Raw genomic sequence first — 19,101 nt, forward strand, 5'->3', positions numbered from 1 at the left:
AAGCTAGCCAAACGCACCCTTGACTAGAGCCTTCTGCTGCTCGTAGTGCTTCGCATAATAGCCGACTGCTGGTGACGCGGCTGCCGGCCGACCACTATATGCTAGATTCATACCATCTCGCATCTCCTCAGAAAGAAGATGCTTAATATAAAACCAAGGTCCTTGATTCTGTGGTTCATCTTGAACCCAAACAACCTCGGTCGCGTTATCGTGCTTCTTCAGTTCATCTGCTAATTGTTTATGCGAAAATGGATACAATTGCTCGATACGCAAGATAGCTATGTCGGTTCTTTTTACCTCGCGGCGATACGCAGTCAAATCGTAGTAGACGCGGCCTGAACAAATAAGTACACGTTTAACCCCGTGAGGGTCAATTGACGTATCAGTCTCGCTAAGTATCGGATAGAATTTGCCATTCGCCAATTCGGACAGGTTCGATAGTGCCTCCTTGTGACGCAATAATGACTTCGGTGTTAACACGAGTAACGGCTTCCGGAACAAACGGATCATCTGGCGTCGCAATAGGTGAAATATTTGTGCTGGCGTTGTCGGTTGTACAACTTGTATATTGTGCTCTGCACATAATTGCAAGTATCTCTCAATACGAGCCGACGAGTGTTCTGGACCCTGACCTTCGTAGCCATGTGGCAATAGCATTGTTAGTCCAGAAGCGCGGCCCCACTTAACCTCACCAGACGATATAAACTGATCAACGACGACTTGTGCGCCATTAACAAAATCTCCAAATTGGGCTTCCCATGCTACCAGCGTATTCGGTGCAGCTGTCGAATATCCATACTCAAAGCCAAGCACCGCTTCCTCGGACAATACCGAATCAATAACAGTGAAGCTTGCTTGCCCATCTGTAATATTTTGCAGTGGAATATACGTGCCATCGTTCCAGCGTTCACGATTTTGATCATGTAGTACCGAGTGGCGATGCGTAAATGTGCCTCGGCCTGAGTCTTGTCCAGTCAAGCGAACCGCATAACCAGAGGCAACTAGCGATGCAAATGCAAGATGCTCACCCATACCCCAGTCCAGTAATTGCTTACCCTCTCCCATCTTACGACGATCATTAATTACACGCTCCACCAGAGGATGGAGCTTGAAGTTCTCTGGAATCGTCACGATTCGTTCAGCCAAACGTTTAAGATCAGCTAGTGGTACAGCAGTATCCGCCGCATCGGTCCACTTTTTATTTAGGAACGGAAGCCAATCAACTGCATGTTTGCTCGTATGGTTTGAGAGAACTGGATCGGTCGTATGTTGCCCCTCGTCCATTGCCTTGCGATAAGTCTTTACATACTGATTAGCCTCATCAGGATAGATCACGTCTTGCGTTATAAGCTTTTCTGCATATAGCGAACGCGTGCCAGGATGCTGTACAATTTTTTTATACATTAGCGGCTGCGTAACTGACGGAGTATCTTGCTCATTATGGCCAAGCTTACGGAAACAAACGATGTCAATCACGACATCCTTATGAAACTTCATCCTGAAATCGATTGCCAGTTGTGTGGCAAATACAACTGCCTCGGGGTCGTCGCTATTCACATGCAACACAGGCGCTTCAATCATCTTAACGACGTCAGTGCAATATAACGTTGAGCGTGTATCCCTGGGATCGGAGGTAGTAAACCCAATCTGATTATTAATAACAATATGCAGCGTTCCGCAGGTACCATAGCCGCGTGTTTGCGCTAGATTTAGCGTTTCCATCACCACACCCTGACCAGAAAAAGCGGCATCGCCATGAATCTGCACTGGTAAGACCTGCAGACCGTTTAAATCGCCACGACGGTCCATACGTGCTTTTGCAGAGCCCTCAACTACCGGGTTGACAATTTCCAGGTGCGATGGGTTAAACGCTAGCGATAGGTGTACAGGACCACCGGCTGTTGAAACATCAGATGAAAATCCTTTGTGATACTTTACATCCCCAGCAGGCAAGCTATCGACGTTTTTGCCTTCAAATTCAGCAAATAGGTCTGTTGGCATCTTGCCAAGTACATTAACGAGCACGTTCAGTCGGCCGCGATGGGCCATACCGATCACAATCTCTTGCACACCCTGGATGCCCGTATGATGCACAACTTCATGCATTGCCGCTATAAAGCTTTCGCCACCCTCAAGCGAAAAACGCTTCTGGCCAACGTATTTTGTATGCAAGTAGCGTTCTAGGCCTTCAGCTGCAGTTAGACATTTAAGAATATGCTTTTTTTTGTCCCGTGAGAAATTTGGTGTTGAACGTGTAGACTCTAACTTCTCTTTCCACCAGCGCTTCTGCTCAGGGTCACTGATATACATAAACTCTACGCCAATCGTACCGCAATACGTATTACGTAGCGCTTGTACGATATAACGCAACGATGCTTGCTCGAAGCCAAAGTATAGGTTTGCCGCATGGAATATTTGGTCCATGTCAGCTTCGGTGAAACCGTAAAAAACCGGTTCAAGTTCGGGAATATGCGGACGCTCTTGTCGTTTCAGGGGATCAATATTAGCCCATTGCGAGCCGAGGAAACGATAGGCGCCGATTAGCGATTGAACGTAGACTTGCTTTCGTGCGGTAGATAGATCGTTATTGCTGCTACGCAGAATAAACGTGCTTTCTTTGGCTTGTTGAGCGAAAGACTCAATAATTGGTGTGTGTGGCACATCATTCGCATTCTGGCCATCTGAGGATGGTACATCTTGCAATATATCGAAATAGCTGCGCCAATTTTCGTAAACGGAAGCTGGATTATCGAGATATGCTTCGTACAATTCCTCTATGTATGGAGCATTGCCGCCAAACAAATATGAGTTTAGCTGGAATTGCTTCTTCATTTTGAAGCTCACCTCTCTTCGAGTTTCTCGAGAAATAGAGGGTTAAAAACCCTCCGCGCAACGGCCTGACCGTGTAGTGGATTGCGCGAATCAAGTTAGCTTGGAAGGACCCAAAAATTTATAGAAGAAGCTTATCACGTTTAGCATATTGCAGCTATTTACCTTGTCCGGAAGCATGTCAACGTCTACGCTTCAATAGATTAGATTAGAAAACGGATGGTCCTGCATTACATCATCTAAAAATCGATCAGTACTAAAAGCTTTACTGCCTGACAATAGCGCTCTTACCCTGCAAATTCAATCTGTTGTAGCCTTGCGGCTCGCACGTCGACGCTCATGCTCTTTTAGATGTCGCTTCCGTAGTCGGATTGACTGGGGTGTGACTTCGACAAGCTCGTCGTCATCAATAAACTCGACCGCATACTCGAGAGTCAACTGTATCGGTGGAATAAGCCGTACCGCCTCATCGGTCCCTGATGCACGTACATTAGTCAGTTGCTTTCCACGAATCGGATTAACTACTAGATCATTCTCACGGCTATGAATGCCGATAATCATCCCTTCGTATAACGCATCACCAGGCGATACGAACATGCGGCCACGCTCTTGTAGCTTCCACAATGCATATGCAACAGCATCTCCATTATCCTGCGAAATTAGCACTCCATTTCGCCGCTCGCCGATTGCACCATTGCACATAGGCTTGTATGCATCAAAGATATGGCTCATCAAGCCAGCGCCACGCGTCAGTGTAAGAAATCTGCCCTGGAAACCGATTAGTCCACGCGCTGGAATCCGATACTCTAGTCGTGTACGACTACGTCCATCAGATGCCATGTCTACTAGTTCACCCTTACGGCGGCCAATCTCTTCCATCACCGAACCTTGATGTGTTTCCTCAAGATCTACTGCCAGCAACTCATACGGTTCGTGGCTGACACCATCTATCTCTCGAATTACTACACCCGGACGCGATACGACGAGTTCGTATCCCTCGCGGCGCATATTCTCGATTAAGATAGTCAGATGCAGCTCACCTCGGCCAGATACTTCAAATACCGTCTCGTCGAGAGTATCCCTAACTCTCAATGCAACATTAAGAGTCAGCTCACGATTGAGTCGCTCACGGAGCTGGCGACTAGTGATGAACTTACCTTCTTTGCCAGCCAACGGCGACGTGTTCACGCAGAAATTCATCTTTAAGGTCGGCTCGTCGACAGTAATCATCGGCAATGCGTCTGGTGCCTCTAAAGAGCAGATCGTCGCACTAATTCCAATATCATCAATACCGTTAATTAGTACAATATCACCGGCTTCAGCACTGGCTACCTGTATATGATCAAGCCCCTTGAAAACACGAACCTGATTAATCCTTCGGTTCAACAGTTCACCCTGAGGTCCGAAACGCATTACGACTGCTTGGCCAGCGTTAATGCGCCCGCGCGTGATGCGGCCCACCCCAATGCGGCCGACATAGCTAGAGTAGTCTAGCGATACAATTTGAAGCTGTAGTGGCGCGAATGGATTGGAGTTACGCACTGGAACATATTGTAATATCACCTCGAATAAGGGACGCATGTCACCATTACGAACTTGCTTATTCATACTAGCGTATCCATTAAGTGCGGATGCATAGACTATCTGGAAGTCGAGCTGCTCATCATTTGCACCTAACTTATCAAACAAATCAAATGTCTGGTTAACAACCCAATCTGGACGTGCACCTAGACGGTCAATTTTATTAACAACTACAATTGGCTTAATTCCAAGGGCCAAAGCTTTCTTCGTGACAAAACGCGTTTGCGGCATCGGCCCCTCGACTGCATCAACCAATAAAAGAACTGAATCGACCATTGATAGCACTCGCTCGACTTCGCCACCAAAGTCAGCGTGCCCAGGCGTATCAATAATATTAATATGTGTATCTTTATACTTAACTGCGCAGTTCTTTGCAAGAATCGTAATGCCGCGCTCTTTCTCAAGGTCGTTCGAATCCATGACACGATCAGTAACTTGTTGATTTTCACGGAACGTGCCAGACTGCCGGAGTAGTTGATCTACAAGCGTGGTTTTACCATGGTCAACGTGTGCGATGATAGCGATATTTCGGATCAGACGTGTCATATAGTGGTATTTTTGAACGCGGTGCATTAGAAAAGAGTTCCGAGGCAACGCAAAGCGGATTATATGTAGCCTCGAGTTTGCTCTATAGTTATTAGAGATACAAGCACAGTGTTAAACCTTAAGAGCTCATTTTATCACGCCTCGTATTAGGTAATATTCATAGGCAATATGCATATCTCTCTTTGGACTAAGGAATAAAAAAAGAAGATTATGCTAACCACATTAGTGCTTAATATACTCTTAAATATTAGATGAGTTACTGACCGTATTATCTTATAGGAAGTCTATTTCTTTTTAAAAATGAGGTATGAATTTATTATTATTAACTGCAATAAAATATACCCTGCTGAGTATAAGACTCAGCTTTGATATAATAGCTATCAACCATAACATATCAAAGATATTAATTAATTTCACTAATATCAATATTAGTATTGATATTAGTACAGTAGTTATTACAAATTATAAGATAATTATAGTATTTATTATTTATCTATCGATACTTATATACTATAAATATGCTATTTGCATAGTCGTAGTTGTTCTATCATCGTCTACATATATCTGCGTTGATAAAAACTAGTAATTTATACGAAAGACACATATTTACTATATCCAGAATAGTATATAGCGCTACTTATAGTAGTAGTTAGTATTTTCGAAATTTTGTTATTTTTACTTTCGTAAAGAGCGATCCCTTTGACATCGAAATCACAATGTATACTATTATAGTTTTTAAGGTTATTTATTTAATAAATATAGAAGGTAGAATTTAAGGTGATTGATCATAAAATTATCTAGCCTACGATAAATTTTTAATAAATAAATTTTTTGTTTCCTCTCATATTTTTAATATGTATTATTTCTTTAATATAATTTTTTATTGTAGTAGCAAAAAATAACTTAGATCTTATTTCTATAAATACAAATGGTTCTCAACTGCCTGTATCGGCGATACTTGATACTATTCATTAGTCAATACATCTGAGATTAATTATATATAATAGCTTTAGAAATTCTGTTATATGTAACAGAATTTCTAACATTGTGACAACCTAGCATCCATGGCTTTATGCAACTAGATAGTTCTAATAAACTATAAAAATTAAATGCCACTCAACTATAGTGTTGTTAAAGCTTATTTCTACTAAAGAGTATATAAGTAGTTTGACTATATATTATATATACGCCGAAACAGCGTAAAGATTACTTTCTACGTTTACAAAATTTGTGTTATTTATTCCTGTAAAAAGTAGCAAGTATTAAACATGTCATATTTTTAATACTTTTATTAATGACTCTCGAAAATAGTTTGAGCGCAATAAATCCGTTAATAGCATAGTAAGATTGCTGGAATCGATTATAAATTCTAAATTTTAGTACACAGTCAAAATAACGCTCGAACAGTTTATCATTGCGTTTGATCGCTTATATTGATATCTGAAATACTACTTAGAGCAGCAGCGTAGCAGGACCTATAATTTATAGGGTATGATATTAATGTCGGGAGAGTGCGAGATTAGTCGCTCAGGAAATAGTACTCCACGTTGCAACCGGCCAATTCCAATTAATTGATGATTGCCGGCGTTATACACTCTAACTCTATCATTTTCGCGAACTTTAAATTTGTTGACTAACTGCAATTGCTGACCATTCATAAATCGCCGGGTCATTTCAGTATCTAAATCGACGAACGCAAATTTTAATAACAAAGCATCGATCGGCTTAAGATAAGCTAAACGCCCTAACTCATCGAGTTTAGATAATCTATCTAACGTTACCGCATCGGTTAGCATTAATTCTCCAACCCTAGTACGTCGTAGCATTGACAAATGTGCACCACAACCCAGGCTCTCCCCAATATCCCTCGCAAGTGCACGAATATAAGTACCTTTACTACACGTAATACGGATTGTCACTGAAGCTACTACACCTAAAATATAATTAACGCATTCCAGCATATGGATTGTTACTGCACGAGCCTCACGCTGGAGCGTATAACCTTCCCGCGCATATGCGTACAGCGGCTTTCCGTTGCGTTTTAGTGCTGAATACATTGGTGGAACTTGCATAATAGGCCCGCGAAACGCGATAAGCGCTGCATTAATCGCAGTATAGTCGCATGTAACTGGTCGAGTTTTTAGTACTTCGCCCTCCGCATCATCTGTTGTTGTAGATATGCCAAGTTTTAGTGTTGCATCATAAGTCTTATCTGCATCAAGAAGATCTTTCGAAAACTTAGTTGCCTCGCCAAAACATAATGGCAGCAGACCGGATGCAAGCGGATCGAGCGTTCCGGTATGCCCAGCTTTTTTTGCGTTGAGCAAGCGCTTAGAGCGTATTAAAGCGTCATTACTAGAAAATCCTATTGGCTTATCTAATAATAACACGCCGTTGATGGGACGCGAGACAGAGCTTGGGGGCGCTGAATTAAGTGGTTGTATTATACCGATATGATAAGCTTTCTAGATTAGTTTTGGTAATTGCGTGTTGTGTTTGCTTCTTTAATTAATTTCGATATTTGTTCGGCTCTCTCAATTGACTTATCGAATATATAATGCAACGTTGGTACTGTATGGATATGCAGTCGCTTAAATAATAAGTGATGTAAATATCCCGCTGCGTGATTAAGTGCTACTTCCGTTCGTCTGGGATCTCCAGTTAGGGTCGTAAAAAATATTTTTGCATGCGCATAATCTGGCGTTAGCCTAACAGTCTGAATTGTTACCAGACCAATTCTGGGATCCTTGATTTCGCGCATAATTAATTCCGCTAAATCTCGCTTAATCTGATCGGCAATCCGCACGCGGCGATTGCCGCTGATGAGTTTTTTCATAGATTAAGCCTCTCTCCATAAAAAGACCAAGCTTTATGGCGTTTGCCTTAGTGAAGATAGTTAGATTACAGCTCTTGCCACTTCAGTAACCTCGAATACCTCAAATTGATCGCTTTCCTGAATATCATTAAAGTTTTTTAGTGACATACCGCATTCGAAGCCCTGCTTTACCTCTTTTACATCGTCTTTAAAGCGCTTAAGCGAATCAAGTTCGCCAGTATGAATAACTATGCCGGCGCGGAGCACCCGTATTAACGCGGTACGCTTGACAATGCCATTTATTACCATACAGCCAGCGACCGCACCGACTTTGGGAACCCTAAAAACTTGCCGTACCTCAACCATGCCGATGACTGTATCGCATTTTTCTGGCGACAGCATACCGGACATCGCAGCTTTTACCTCATCTATAACATTATATATAACGTTGTAGTGGCGTAAATCAACACTATTCGTTTCAGCTAGCTTACGAGCCTGAATATCTGAACGTGTATTAAAGCCAATTATTATAGCCTTAGACGCGATTGCTAGATTTACGTCTGTTTCGCTGATGCCGCCTACCGCGCTGTGTATAATCTGCACACGTATTTCGTCTGTGGACAGTTTTTGTAGCGCATATATTAATGCTTCCTGTGAGCCGCGCACATCAGTTTTCACAATTAGGGGCAGGTTTTGTATTTCACCAGCATCCATCTGATCTAGCATGCTTTCAAGTTTTGCGGCTTGCTGCTTTGCAAGTTTTACATCACGGAATTTTCCTTGCCGGAACAGCGCGATCTCACGTGCTTTACGTTCATCCGGTAAAACAATCACCGGGTCGCCTGAACGCGGTACTTCCGATAGCCCTTGAATCTCGATTGGGGTCGATGGCTTAGCTAATTTTACTGCTTTACCAAATTCATTGGTCATCGCTCGTACACGGCCATAGGAAGAGCCCGCTAATACAACGTCACCATGTGATAGCGTTCCAGACTGCACTAAAATTGTAGTGACTGGACCTTTACCTTTATCTAGCTTTGCCTCGATTACAATGCCTTTAGCGGGCGCCTCAATAGGCGCTTTTAGTTCGAGAATCTCGGCTTGTAACAACACATTCTCAAGCAGATTGTCAATACCTTTTCCGGTCTTAGCGGATATCTCAAGAAATGGTGAATCACCTCCATACTCCTCTGATACTAAACCTTCTGAGATTAATTCTTGTTTAACTCGATCTGGATCTGCGCTTGGTTTATCAATTTTGTTAATCGCTACGACAATTGGTACGCTTCCGGCTTTCGCGTGCGAAATAGCTTCTCGTGTCTGTGGCATAACACCATCATCTGCTGCGACTACTAGGATTACAATGTCTGTTGATTTTGCACCTCTTGCACGCATAGCAGTAAACGCTTCATGGCCTGGCGTATCAAGAAAGGTAATCATGCCACGTGACGTCTCGACACAGTAAGCGCCGATGTGTTGTGTAATGCCACCTATTTCGCTAGAAACAACCTTTGCGTTACAAATGTAGTCGAGCAAAGACGTCTTTCCATGGTCGACATGCCCCATGACAGTAACAACTGGTGGACGCGGTAGCATCTCAACATCGGTTATTTCACCTTTAATGAGCGACGCTTCTGGATCATCTAGCTTTGCAGCAACCGCATGATGGCCCAGTTCTTCGACAACTATCATCGCAGTCTCTTGGTCCAGCACTTGATTAATTGTCACCATTTGGCCAAGCTTCATCATTACCTTAATGACTTCAGAGGCTTTAACAGCCATCTTATGCGCAAGATCAGCTGCAGTGATCGTCTCGGGTACGTGTACTTGGCGAACGATTGGTTCAATTGGTACCTGAAAGTTCGTATGTGTATCTTGATTCTTGCCACGGTTACGTGGACTGCCCCGCCAGTTTCGATCGATTCCACCGCTTGAATCTCCCCGTGTTTTAATGCTGCGCCGCTTTGCTGCATCTTCCTGCCAACTGCTTTTATTTGGAATCTTTCTTTTATCCCCAGATGGAGCAGTTGTAGATGCTAATATCGGTTTTTTTGCGCTGGCTGCTGGCTTGGCAGGCTTATGCAGTATACTTTTTACTTCGGGGGTTTTAACTCGCTCGATTGGTTTTGGCGGCTCAGGGGGCTTAGTGATCATCACTTTGCGCGGCGTTGCTATCATTTTACGGATAGCCTGTGCTTCAGCTTCCGCTGCCTCTCGCCGCTTGTGAATCACTTCCTGCTGCAGGCAGGCTTTTTCCGCTACAACTTGGGCGTCGTTTTCTACCTTTTTTTCGGTAGCCCGCTCATTAGCTGAATGAATAGTATCATTAGTAGGCCAATCAACCCGATGTTGCATAGCATAATTTTGCTGCTGTTCGACTATTTTTGGGGAATTTAAAGCAGCATGCTCGGCAGCCTTAGCTACCTCATCGCACGCAAGACGCTCTTGCTGCGCATGCAATTCACGAGCTTGCTGGGCCAATACTTCAGCTTTGAAGCACGCTTGTTTTTCACGCTGCTCATGATTAGTAGTTGCATCGTTCTCTCCACCGCTATCTGGCACTGCGATATTTGGTTTATCGCTCTTAATGAACACTCGCTTTTTTCGGACTTGGACTTGGATTAGTCTAGCTTTACCAGTTGCGTCAGCTTGCTTAATTTCCGACGTCTGCCGACGCGTTAGCATAATTTTACATTTATCAGTGTCAGTACTGCCGTTCGACTTGCGCAAGTGATCTAGCAAACGCGCTTTGTCTGCTTCGGACAATACATCATCGGCGTTGGCTTTCTGTACGCCAGCAGCTTTAAGCTGTTCGAGCAGAAGGCCTGCAGGCATTTTTAGTTCCGCGGCAAATTGAGCTACGTTGTTGCTCGCCATTCATCCCTCTTAGGGCAAAGAAAAAGTCTTTGCAGTTGATATCCCACCGCGGCTTATCAAGCCGTATTAATTTAATGTACTATCGTACTCTTCTCACGTTTCACTGGAACCAGTGTTCACGTGCCTTCATAATTAGCTCTTTCGCAACTCCTTCTTTAAGGCCGGTTCTCTCGATTAGTTCATCGACAGCTAACTCAGCCAAATCTTCACGCGTATATATCTGGTGTTCAGAGAGGTTAGCAAGAAGCTGCTTATCCATTCCATGAAGACTTTTCAGATCAATTGATGCGTTTTCGACTTTTTCTTCATTTGCAATAGCCATCGTTAGCAGAAAATCACGCGCGCGATTACGCAACTCGCGAACTGTTTCTTCATCAAACGCCTCGATCTCAAGCATCTCATTGATCGGCACGTACGCAACCTCTTCAAGGCTTGTAAAGCCTTCATCAATGAGAATGTTAGCAACCTCCTCATCAAGATCTAAGCGCTCCATAAATAGGTTGCGTAGTACGCTGTGCTCTTGTGATTGTTTTTCGGCTGATTCATCTGGTGTCATGATATTAATCTGCCAGCCAGCTAGCTCGCTAGCGAGGCGTACATTTTGGCCACTGCGTCCAATCGCTACAGCCAGCTCGTTTTCATCGACGACAACATCCATAGCATGTTTTTCTTCATCAACGACGATAGATTGAACAGCGGCTGGAGCAAGGGCGCCGATAACAAACTGTGCAGGATCTGCCGACCATAACACGATATCAACGTTCTCGCCAGCCAACTCGTTACGCACAGCTTGTACTCGCGAACCGCGAATACCAACACAAGTCCCAATTGGATCAATACGCTTATCATAAGCTATCACTGCAATTTTTGCCCGAACTCCAGGATCGCGCGCAGCTGACTTAATTTCTAACAGACCCTGCTCAATCTCTGGTACTTCAAGCTCAAAAAGCTTTATCAGGAATTCTGGAGCGGTGCGAGAGAGCTCAATCTGCGCTCCTCGGGCTAAGCGGTCTACTTTAGTGATATACGCACGGACTCGATCGCCTATACGTAAATTCTCTTTAGGAATTAGTTGGTCTCGGCGCAGCAATGCCTCAACACGTCCAGATTCAACAACCAGATTGCCTTTTTCGAGTCGCTTTACTAAGCCACTCATAATTTTTTCATCACGCTCAAGGAAATCGTCTAGGATCTGCTCTCGCTCAGCCTCCCGTACTTTCTGCAGTATGACTTGCTTAGCTGCTTGTGCTCCTATGCGACCAAATTCGATCGAAGGAATAAGCTCTTCAATATAACTATCTAATTGCGCATCTAGATACTGCTCACGTGCCTCAAAAAGTAGTATTTCCTGGTCTGGATGCTGCAAACCCGCCTCATCTGGAACAATTCTCCAGCGTCGAAAAGTCTCATACTTGCCAGACTCACGATTGATTGACACTCGTATATCAACATCCTTATTTAGGAGCCTCTTTGTAGCCGAAGCGAGTGCTGCCTCGAGCGCAGCAAATACTACACCCGTGTTGACGTTTTTCTCACGCGCCAGAGCATCCACCAGCATCAACACTTCGCGACTCATTATTTTCGGCTCCTAAAATCGACTTGCGGAACAAGACGAACACGGTCTAAGTCAGCAAGATTAAAATCTAGCATTATTGAACCGTCTTTCTCTTGTACTTCCAAGCTTATTATGTCGCCATTAGGCGCATGCAAAATTCCGCAAAAAGATTTTTTATGATCTAGCGGATGTTTGAGGATTACCATAGCTTTATTGCCGGCAAAACGTAGAAAATCTGCTCGATTCTTCAGCGGCCTGTCTAAACCTGGTGACGAAACTTCAAGACGTTGATATTCAATATTCTCAACGGTAAGCTCGCGTTGGAGCTGGCGTGTCACTTTCTGGCAATCATTTATCGAGATGCCCGCCGGATGATCGATAAACACCCGCAATATGCCGCGCCTGGACCGCTCTAAATCCACAAATTCATATCCGAGTCCAGTAACGCTATTTTTAACTAGTTCCGACAATTGCATGTTGTTTGCCCTCATGCAGTACGGACCCGCGCGCAACACGCGCCCCAATTTTCTATTTTGCCGTATTAAGTACGCCTTATAAAGTATTGCGTATAGCGGCAGTATCATTGTGCAGTACTACCTGAGTATTTTCTAGGGCAATACTACACCTGTAAAACAATAAAAATGGGCGATAACACGCCCCATTTTTATTGTGGTTACGCATTGAAAGCGTACTGCAAATAACACATATCTAATGCATCCGCTAATTATAGTATTTTTCGAGGTGATCTGCAATTTACATAGTAAAGCGCAACCAAACGTGACAAGATAGAAAAACTAAGTATGTTGTATGACATATTAGATATCGTATGTAGAACGGCTCTACAGAGGAACTCGTGCGCTTAGCGGACACGTGAGCGTCTACGCGGCGCACCGCGAAGATTTATTCCACCTTGGTGTGGCACTGTTGCACCTCGCCTACTAGGCGTATTGTTTTTTAGTGTATCTTTTCCTGATGTCTGGTTTCCATTAACGTCGCGGTTACTAAGATTTCCATCTTTTTTTGTATTAGCATGTCCCCTATACACGGAGGAAAATCCGGTGTACCCAGGTACTCGCTTGGAGGGCGAACTCCAGTTCGTACCGCTACGCGTGCTACAGCCCAACCCTCGCTGAGGGCCAGGTGCATCATACCCGATATAGCCGATTGCCGTTTGCATTGGATCCGGATGACGACGTGGTACCACCTTGCTGCGCCCTCCTCCTTTATCCTCAATTGGATCTTTTAATCCAACAGCTAACATTAAAGAACGAACTTGCTTATCCTCTAGCTCTTCCCAACGGCTACGCCTAAGATTACGAGGCAGAACGATCGGACCATGGCGTGTTCGAATTAGCCGACTAACAGTTAAACCTACGGCTTCAAATATGCGACGCACCTCGCGGTTTCGACCTTCTAAAAGCGCAGCGTGGTACCAGCGATTAACGCCCTCCCCACCGCCATCTTGAATACGTAGGAAGCTTGCTGGACCATCGTCTAACTCGATTCCGCTTAGCATTTTTTGTCGCGCACGCTCTGTTAATTCGCCGATAATTCGCACTGCATATTCACGCTTGACTTGGTAGCGCGGATGCATAAAGCGGTTTGCAATGTCACCGGATGTAGTTAGCAGTAGCAACCCCTCAGTATTGAAATCTAGTCGACCAACAGCCAGCCATTTTGCCCCCTTAATTAATGGCAATTTATCGAATACGGATGGGCGACCCTCCGGGTCTGCATAACTAACAATCTCGCCCGCCGATTTATGATAAATTAGCACGCGTGGTAGCTTATATGGCAACCTTCGTTTAACTAGATGACCATTTATACGCACTTGATCAGTTAGCATAATCCGCTGGCCTATATGCGCCGGCTCGCCATTGACAGATACGCGTCCAGCAATAATTAATTCCTCCATTTCTCGACGTGAGCCCATGCCCACCTCAGCCAACACCTTATGTAGCTTTGGTGCATCATCCTCGGCTAATAATACCCGCTTAATAGAGGGGGTGCTTCCTGTATTAATATTGTCCGCATCGAATGCTGGCGACGTAACATAGGTAAATGCATCATCGATGCGCCCGCCCCCTTTATTCATGGGGCCTGTTAGAGCTACGCGCCTATCACGTTTGTCGCTTTTACTCTGAGTTATGGGGGCAGAATTTTTAGGGGACATACGTGTTTGAGAGCTAGTATTGCTATCAAGTGATTTTGCTTTAGAATCAGTATTAATAACAACGGTCGCTTTTAACTTTGTAACCGCTCGACGGCGAGCCATTAAGCTTCGTAGTCCCCTTCGCAAACCGCGGCGCGGACGCTCCTCTTCACCGCCTTTAACTTCTGCGGTTAGCGGTACCAGAAATGAGCGTTGGCCTGTCTCGCGATTATACGCGGATACTACACGGATAGGACCTGACTCAGGAGAATCGAGATCGTGCTTTTCGTTCAAAACAACCTCTGGGTATTAGAATACCAGCGCACACTATTTAGTCGTGCTGGTATTGGGGGGGGGATATATCACACAAATGTCGTGCGACATTGGGTCATTTAATGACTCTCATCAATTTTAATGCTATAAGTGCGGCAGCAGGTATCGGATATCTTTGTGATAAGTGGTATCTCAGCTTAATCAGCGCATCTAGCGATTCTTTTAAATCGAAAAAATACTTTGGTTATCGCATATAGTAATAGTTTATCTAATATGTCATAGCGCCTGTGCATTCATGCACTACAGTCTCTTAACTACTTGGCGAGTATTAACAAAACATTTTAAATGTACTCCATATTGCCATCGTGATTAGCCGAGGCTAGGCTTAAGCTTTGAGGCGCTTTACGAAAATACTGCAGTAATTTCTTTAGATTTAGTCGATCTATGAAAACAGGCATTATAGAACAGCTGACCGGAATCAATATCCAGTTTCTATGAGCTTTAAATACTTTAATTGTTTTAACTTGAACCCCATTTTTAAAACGGGGATTATACAATCAGAGATTTCATCGTTTAAAGAGTCGACAGACTTCACGGACTCTAGGAAGCTTTAGAAAGATAGTTAAAGCAATTGAGATTTGTGTACTTTTAGTTTGAGGTATTTTCCTGGCTTGATTACCTTAAATCAAGAATACTAATTATAATGCGTTAGCATTGCAATTTATAAACGAGATGTCATGATCTAATCATGCGAAACACCAGATCTTTCTTTTTTAGTTGCGAAATGATTTAAAATCAGTACATAGATATTTTAATATAATCGCAACTTTTTGAAGTATTATGTAGTATAATTTATCTAATTTTATTTTATAGGTCTTGTCAAAGTTGGTTAAAAACCAAGGCATGGTAAATTTGCTTTACTGCAAAGTATCTTAGCGAGCATAGTAGCTTTACTATTATCGTAAATTGGTAGTACTCTAAAACAAACACCGCATATAAGTCAAGCCAAAACTCTGCCGATATAGTAGATTAAAGTGAGTATGCTTAATTTTATAACTAAAGTCTAGAAAGTACTAATAGTGCAATGTATAAATTCAAGCTTAAAGCTATGTTGTCAGCCCCGACAAGCTTTAGTTGACCTAGCTCTATCTCACTATGCGGGGTTTAAAGCGCTGCAGTATTTATGGTTAAGGATAATATTTACTAGATAAAATAAAACGGCGAAGCTTGCCAAAATGCATTTTAGTCTTTATTCGCAGTAAGAATAGATCACTATTTACTGATATTCTATACATCTCGATTTTAAGCATGTTCAGTCGCATCGTTTATACGATCCCCACAACAGTACTATCTAGTGTGGCTTATATATTCAATATGTCGATGTAATCAGCTCACAAGGATTTAGATATGCTCTAGGCACGATTATTTGAAAACCGATCACGACGTATACTGTTCCGTTAATATCGAATCAACTACATAGTGGTGGCGTTTTCTAATTGATTAAATAGCTTAGCAATTCCACATGCTAGTTCGATAAATCAAGATCGAACTATGCACTTTCAGTATGAGATTATTTTTTTGAATTAAAATTATTACTATAATTTACTCATGTCTGTGTAAAGCAATGGTATTTCTGCTATAGTTAGTCTGTTTTCTAACAGAAATATATTTCCCATTTAATAATATAAATATTCAAGTGTGTTCTTTGAAGATTAGTTTACTTAAGTAGTAAACTACTAAAGAGTATTCAAATTATGGCTTGTTTTATTATTTTGTAATAAATATACATAGATCGATTATAGACCCACTGTAAGTAGAGACTTACTAATATTGGTACCTCAAAATATAACAAAATAATAAAACGATAGAATATGTTGTGGGAGGTCCTACTAAGTTATTAACAGATTTATTGGGCACATATTTACTGGGATTATAATTATATAGTATATATATCAGAATTATACGCTTAATGTGCTAGCGAAACGAAAAAAAATTATGTAAGGAATATCGATTTTAAAATAAATAAATAAATAAATAAATAAATAAATAAATAAATAAATAAATAAATAAATAAATAAATAGATAGATAGATAGATAGATAGATAGATAGATAGATAGATAGATAGATAGATAGATAGATAGATAGATAGAAGCAGCCTTGAAAAAACTCGAGAAGCTGATGCCGAATACTCTATTTAACAAGTAGGTCGCGTATCGCTCTACCACCATAGAATCTATACCTCTCAAAATGAAGTATTGTTTCTATAGCCGCAAGTTACAAACAACAACTATTTATTAGTACAGAGCGTATAGTATTATTGTAAAGATAATTCAAACTGAATAATTATTTTAATTCCAGATGTTATTGATAATTACTAATGCATATGATGAATTAATATAGTAAACACTTTATCTACTGGATATTTAGATAAGTACTAAATGCTGGTTCCTAAGGTTAACGTAACGGTTTCGAGTTACATGTAATTAGATACTTCGATTGGCAGTAATATAAATTTTTAGTACTTCTATTTTTACGTATAACTAGGACTTGTGTGTCTTTAACTAAGGAATATATATTTAGACAATATTGTTTACTCTCCATTATACTATGAGTTATAGATTTTTAATCTAAAAAATATTTTTAGTCGAACATTAATAGTGCAGCCCGCACTATAACGCATGAAACATAATCCATGCGTACGATCATGATAATGAACCGTAAATTTTAATTTAACTTAATCCAGACTTGTAAACTATGCATATTCATAAAAATTAGAGAACATAGTGGTATGTGTGATTAATTTACATCGCACCGTCTCAACTAGTTTCTTTCTATTTTCGAATATAACTAACAGCTCTAGTAGATATATTACAAAGTTAATTATTTGCTAATACCTGCATTAATCGATTAAAATACTTAGCTTTTAATATTGGATCGTTCTGTTGAATTTCCCGCTGGCTGTGTGCGTTATTTATACCAAAGAACTGCTTATATAGCCTGCACCGACTGATAAACACATATACTTTACCATCCGGTGTATTTTCGAGCCGAGTACGATATTTATCGGGAACACTTGCTGTATTGGAGGAAGTAAGTGCTTTAGGAAAAATATCGTGAGTTGGTCTATATGATCTCTGCGGGCAGGTTTCACGCCAGTCTGTCTCCAAAATACTGCAATTGTATGAGTCTAGTAATAAAACGAAGCCTTGTTCGCTCCAAAAAACGACGTACTTTAGGCCAAATTTGTACGCGCAGTGATTTATCGATTACCAGCCAGTGCTGAATACCTTCTCGCTGGATATGCATCCCCTGTATCGGTGGAGGAACTTTTTCACTAGCTAATTCAGATTCTGATTGACGCATCTGCTAAAATTCGGATAGCAACGCCATCGAAGAACGATGGTTGGTGACTGTATGCACTATCTCTGGAGGCATGGTCAAGGGTGATACTTAAGTTTGTATAGCACTCTTATAGTTGATGTCTTGTGCATTAAGTGCGCTACAAGTTATCTGGCTGCTGATAATAATAGCAGCAGTAACAGTATATGTGATGAGACCATTTGGCATAGGTTTTATAAATTTTTCTATAATCCGGCCAGATTTATTGCTCAATAATCACATGTTTATTTAATATGTTAATCTTTTTTTAAGTCTCAAAATAGTACGCGCACTATTTAACAATGCTATAAGACCTCTTGCTGATTCAGAGATAGCTTTGAGAACTTACATACTCAAATAGACCCCAATTGTCTAGTATCAGCCAGATATTTCTAGCCCAGACTGTACAATGTGTAGATTATCTACAATAAATAAGGAAACTCTGTGTAAAGAATAGCTGGTATTATTAGTGTCATCTTAGGTTCTGGTGATAGAAAAAACACTTATGTTTGCAGGATACTGGGCAAGCTGAGGCAATACTGCTAATGTTCGGCTGATTAGTATACGTGCTTTAACATAGCTTATTCTTAGGTAACTTTTACAGGGTACACTATTCTTCTAATATTTCTAATATGTTAGAAGAATACTGTGATTATGTACTATAAAGTGTACTTAACTAGAAAAGATTGCGCGTAAGATTTCGCGAGGGAATATAAACGTATTTGCATTGCAGTATGCTAATATGTAGATATCCGAGATTAAGAGATTAATACAGGTAGTGCTTGTATAACTGACCATCATGTTCAGCGATAAAGTCTAATTAGAATATGGCGCTTAAATGAATAGTGATTTTGTCATCTGACCATATAACTCTGCCGCAGATAGTATACTGAATGATGGGTGGTCTTGATTTGTACTAGCAATGAGTACACTTCAATTTTTGAGCTACCTAGACAAGCAAAGTGCATTAAGAACACATAAATGCTACCGTATACTGCCCCGAAGAATTGACTATTTTTTTATCTCTCTCAAGCTTGGGAAGCGGATCGTAATCGCTTTTATAATTGATTAAATATCACTCCGATATATTATCT

The 19,101-nt window shown here is 41.7% G+C and carries 9 protein-coding genes; all 9 read right to left on the bottom strand.

Translation table 11 applies throughout. The features are described from left to right. Window positions 1–3: 3 nt before the first annotated feature. Window positions 4–2,832, bottom strand: coding sequence for a 2-oxoglutarate dehydrogenase E1 component (locus GKR41_RS02320; RefSeq protein ID WP_226809595.1), 2,829 nt, complete (start codon window positions 2,830–2,832; stop codon window positions 4–6). Window positions 2,833–3,129: 297 nt separating this feature from the next. After that, window positions 3,130–4,956 carry a translational GTPase TypA gene (typA, locus tag GKR41_RS02325; RefSeq protein ID WP_226809596.1) on the bottom strand — a complete coding sequence of 609 codons (1,827 nt, stop codon included), beginning with the start codon at window positions 4,954–4,956 and terminating at the stop codon, window positions 3,130–3,132. Window positions 4,957–6,431: 1,475 nt separating this feature from the next. Next, on the bottom strand, window positions 6,432–7,400 hold the full coding sequence (truB, locus tag GKR41_RS02330) for a tRNA pseudouridine(55) synthase TruB (RefSeq protein ID WP_226810230.1): 969 nt from the start codon (window positions 7,398–7,400) through the stop codon (window positions 6,432–6,434). A 26-nt stretch (window positions 7,401–7,426) separates the two neighbouring features. After that, the gene (gene rbfA, locus GKR41_RS02335) at window positions 7,427–7,792 is read right to left on the bottom strand and encodes a 30S ribosome-binding factor RbfA (protein ID WP_226809597.1); all 366 of its coding nucleotides are present in this window, start codon (window positions 7,790–7,792) and stop codon (window positions 7,427–7,429) included. Between the two features lie 60 nt (window positions 7,793–7,852). Then, window positions 7,853–10,648: a translation initiation factor IF-2 gene (gene infB / locus GKR41_RS02340; protein WP_226809598.1), complete on the bottom strand. Its 2,796-nt coding sequence runs from the start codon at window positions 10,646–10,648 to the stop codon at window positions 7,853–7,855. Between the two features lie 100 nt (window positions 10,649–10,748). Next, window positions 10,749–12,224, bottom strand: coding sequence for a transcription termination factor NusA (gene nusA / locus GKR41_RS02345; protein WP_226809599.1), 1,476 nt, complete (start codon window positions 12,222–12,224; stop codon window positions 10,749–10,751). Continuing rightward, window positions 12,224–12,679, bottom strand: coding sequence for a ribosome maturation factor RimP (gene rimP / locus GKR41_RS02350; protein WP_226809600.1), 456 nt, complete (start codon window positions 12,677–12,679; stop codon window positions 12,224–12,226). The genes nusA and rimP overlap by 1 nt, the downstream gene beginning before the upstream one ends. 383 nt (window positions 12,680–13,062) lie before the next feature. Continuing rightward, window positions 13,063–14,649 carry a pseudouridine synthase gene (locus tag GKR41_RS02355; protein WP_420885644.1) on the bottom strand — a complete coding sequence of 529 codons (1,587 nt, stop codon included), beginning with the start codon at window positions 14,647–14,649 and terminating at the stop codon, window positions 13,063–13,065. A gap of 3,127 nt (window positions 14,650–17,776) precedes the next feature. Next, the gene (locus tag GKR41_RS02360) at window positions 17,777–17,992 is read right to left on the bottom strand and encodes a hypothetical protein (protein ID WP_226809601.1); all 216 of its coding nucleotides are present in this window, start codon (window positions 17,990–17,992) and stop codon (window positions 17,777–17,779) included. Between the last annotated feature and the right edge of the window lie 1,109 nt (window positions 17,993–19,101).

This window comes from Candidatus Vallotia laricis (assembly GCF_020541325.1).
Classification (GTDB): domain Bacteria; phylum Pseudomonadota; class Gammaproteobacteria; order Burkholderiales; family Burkholderiaceae; genus Mycetohabitans; species Mycetohabitans laricis.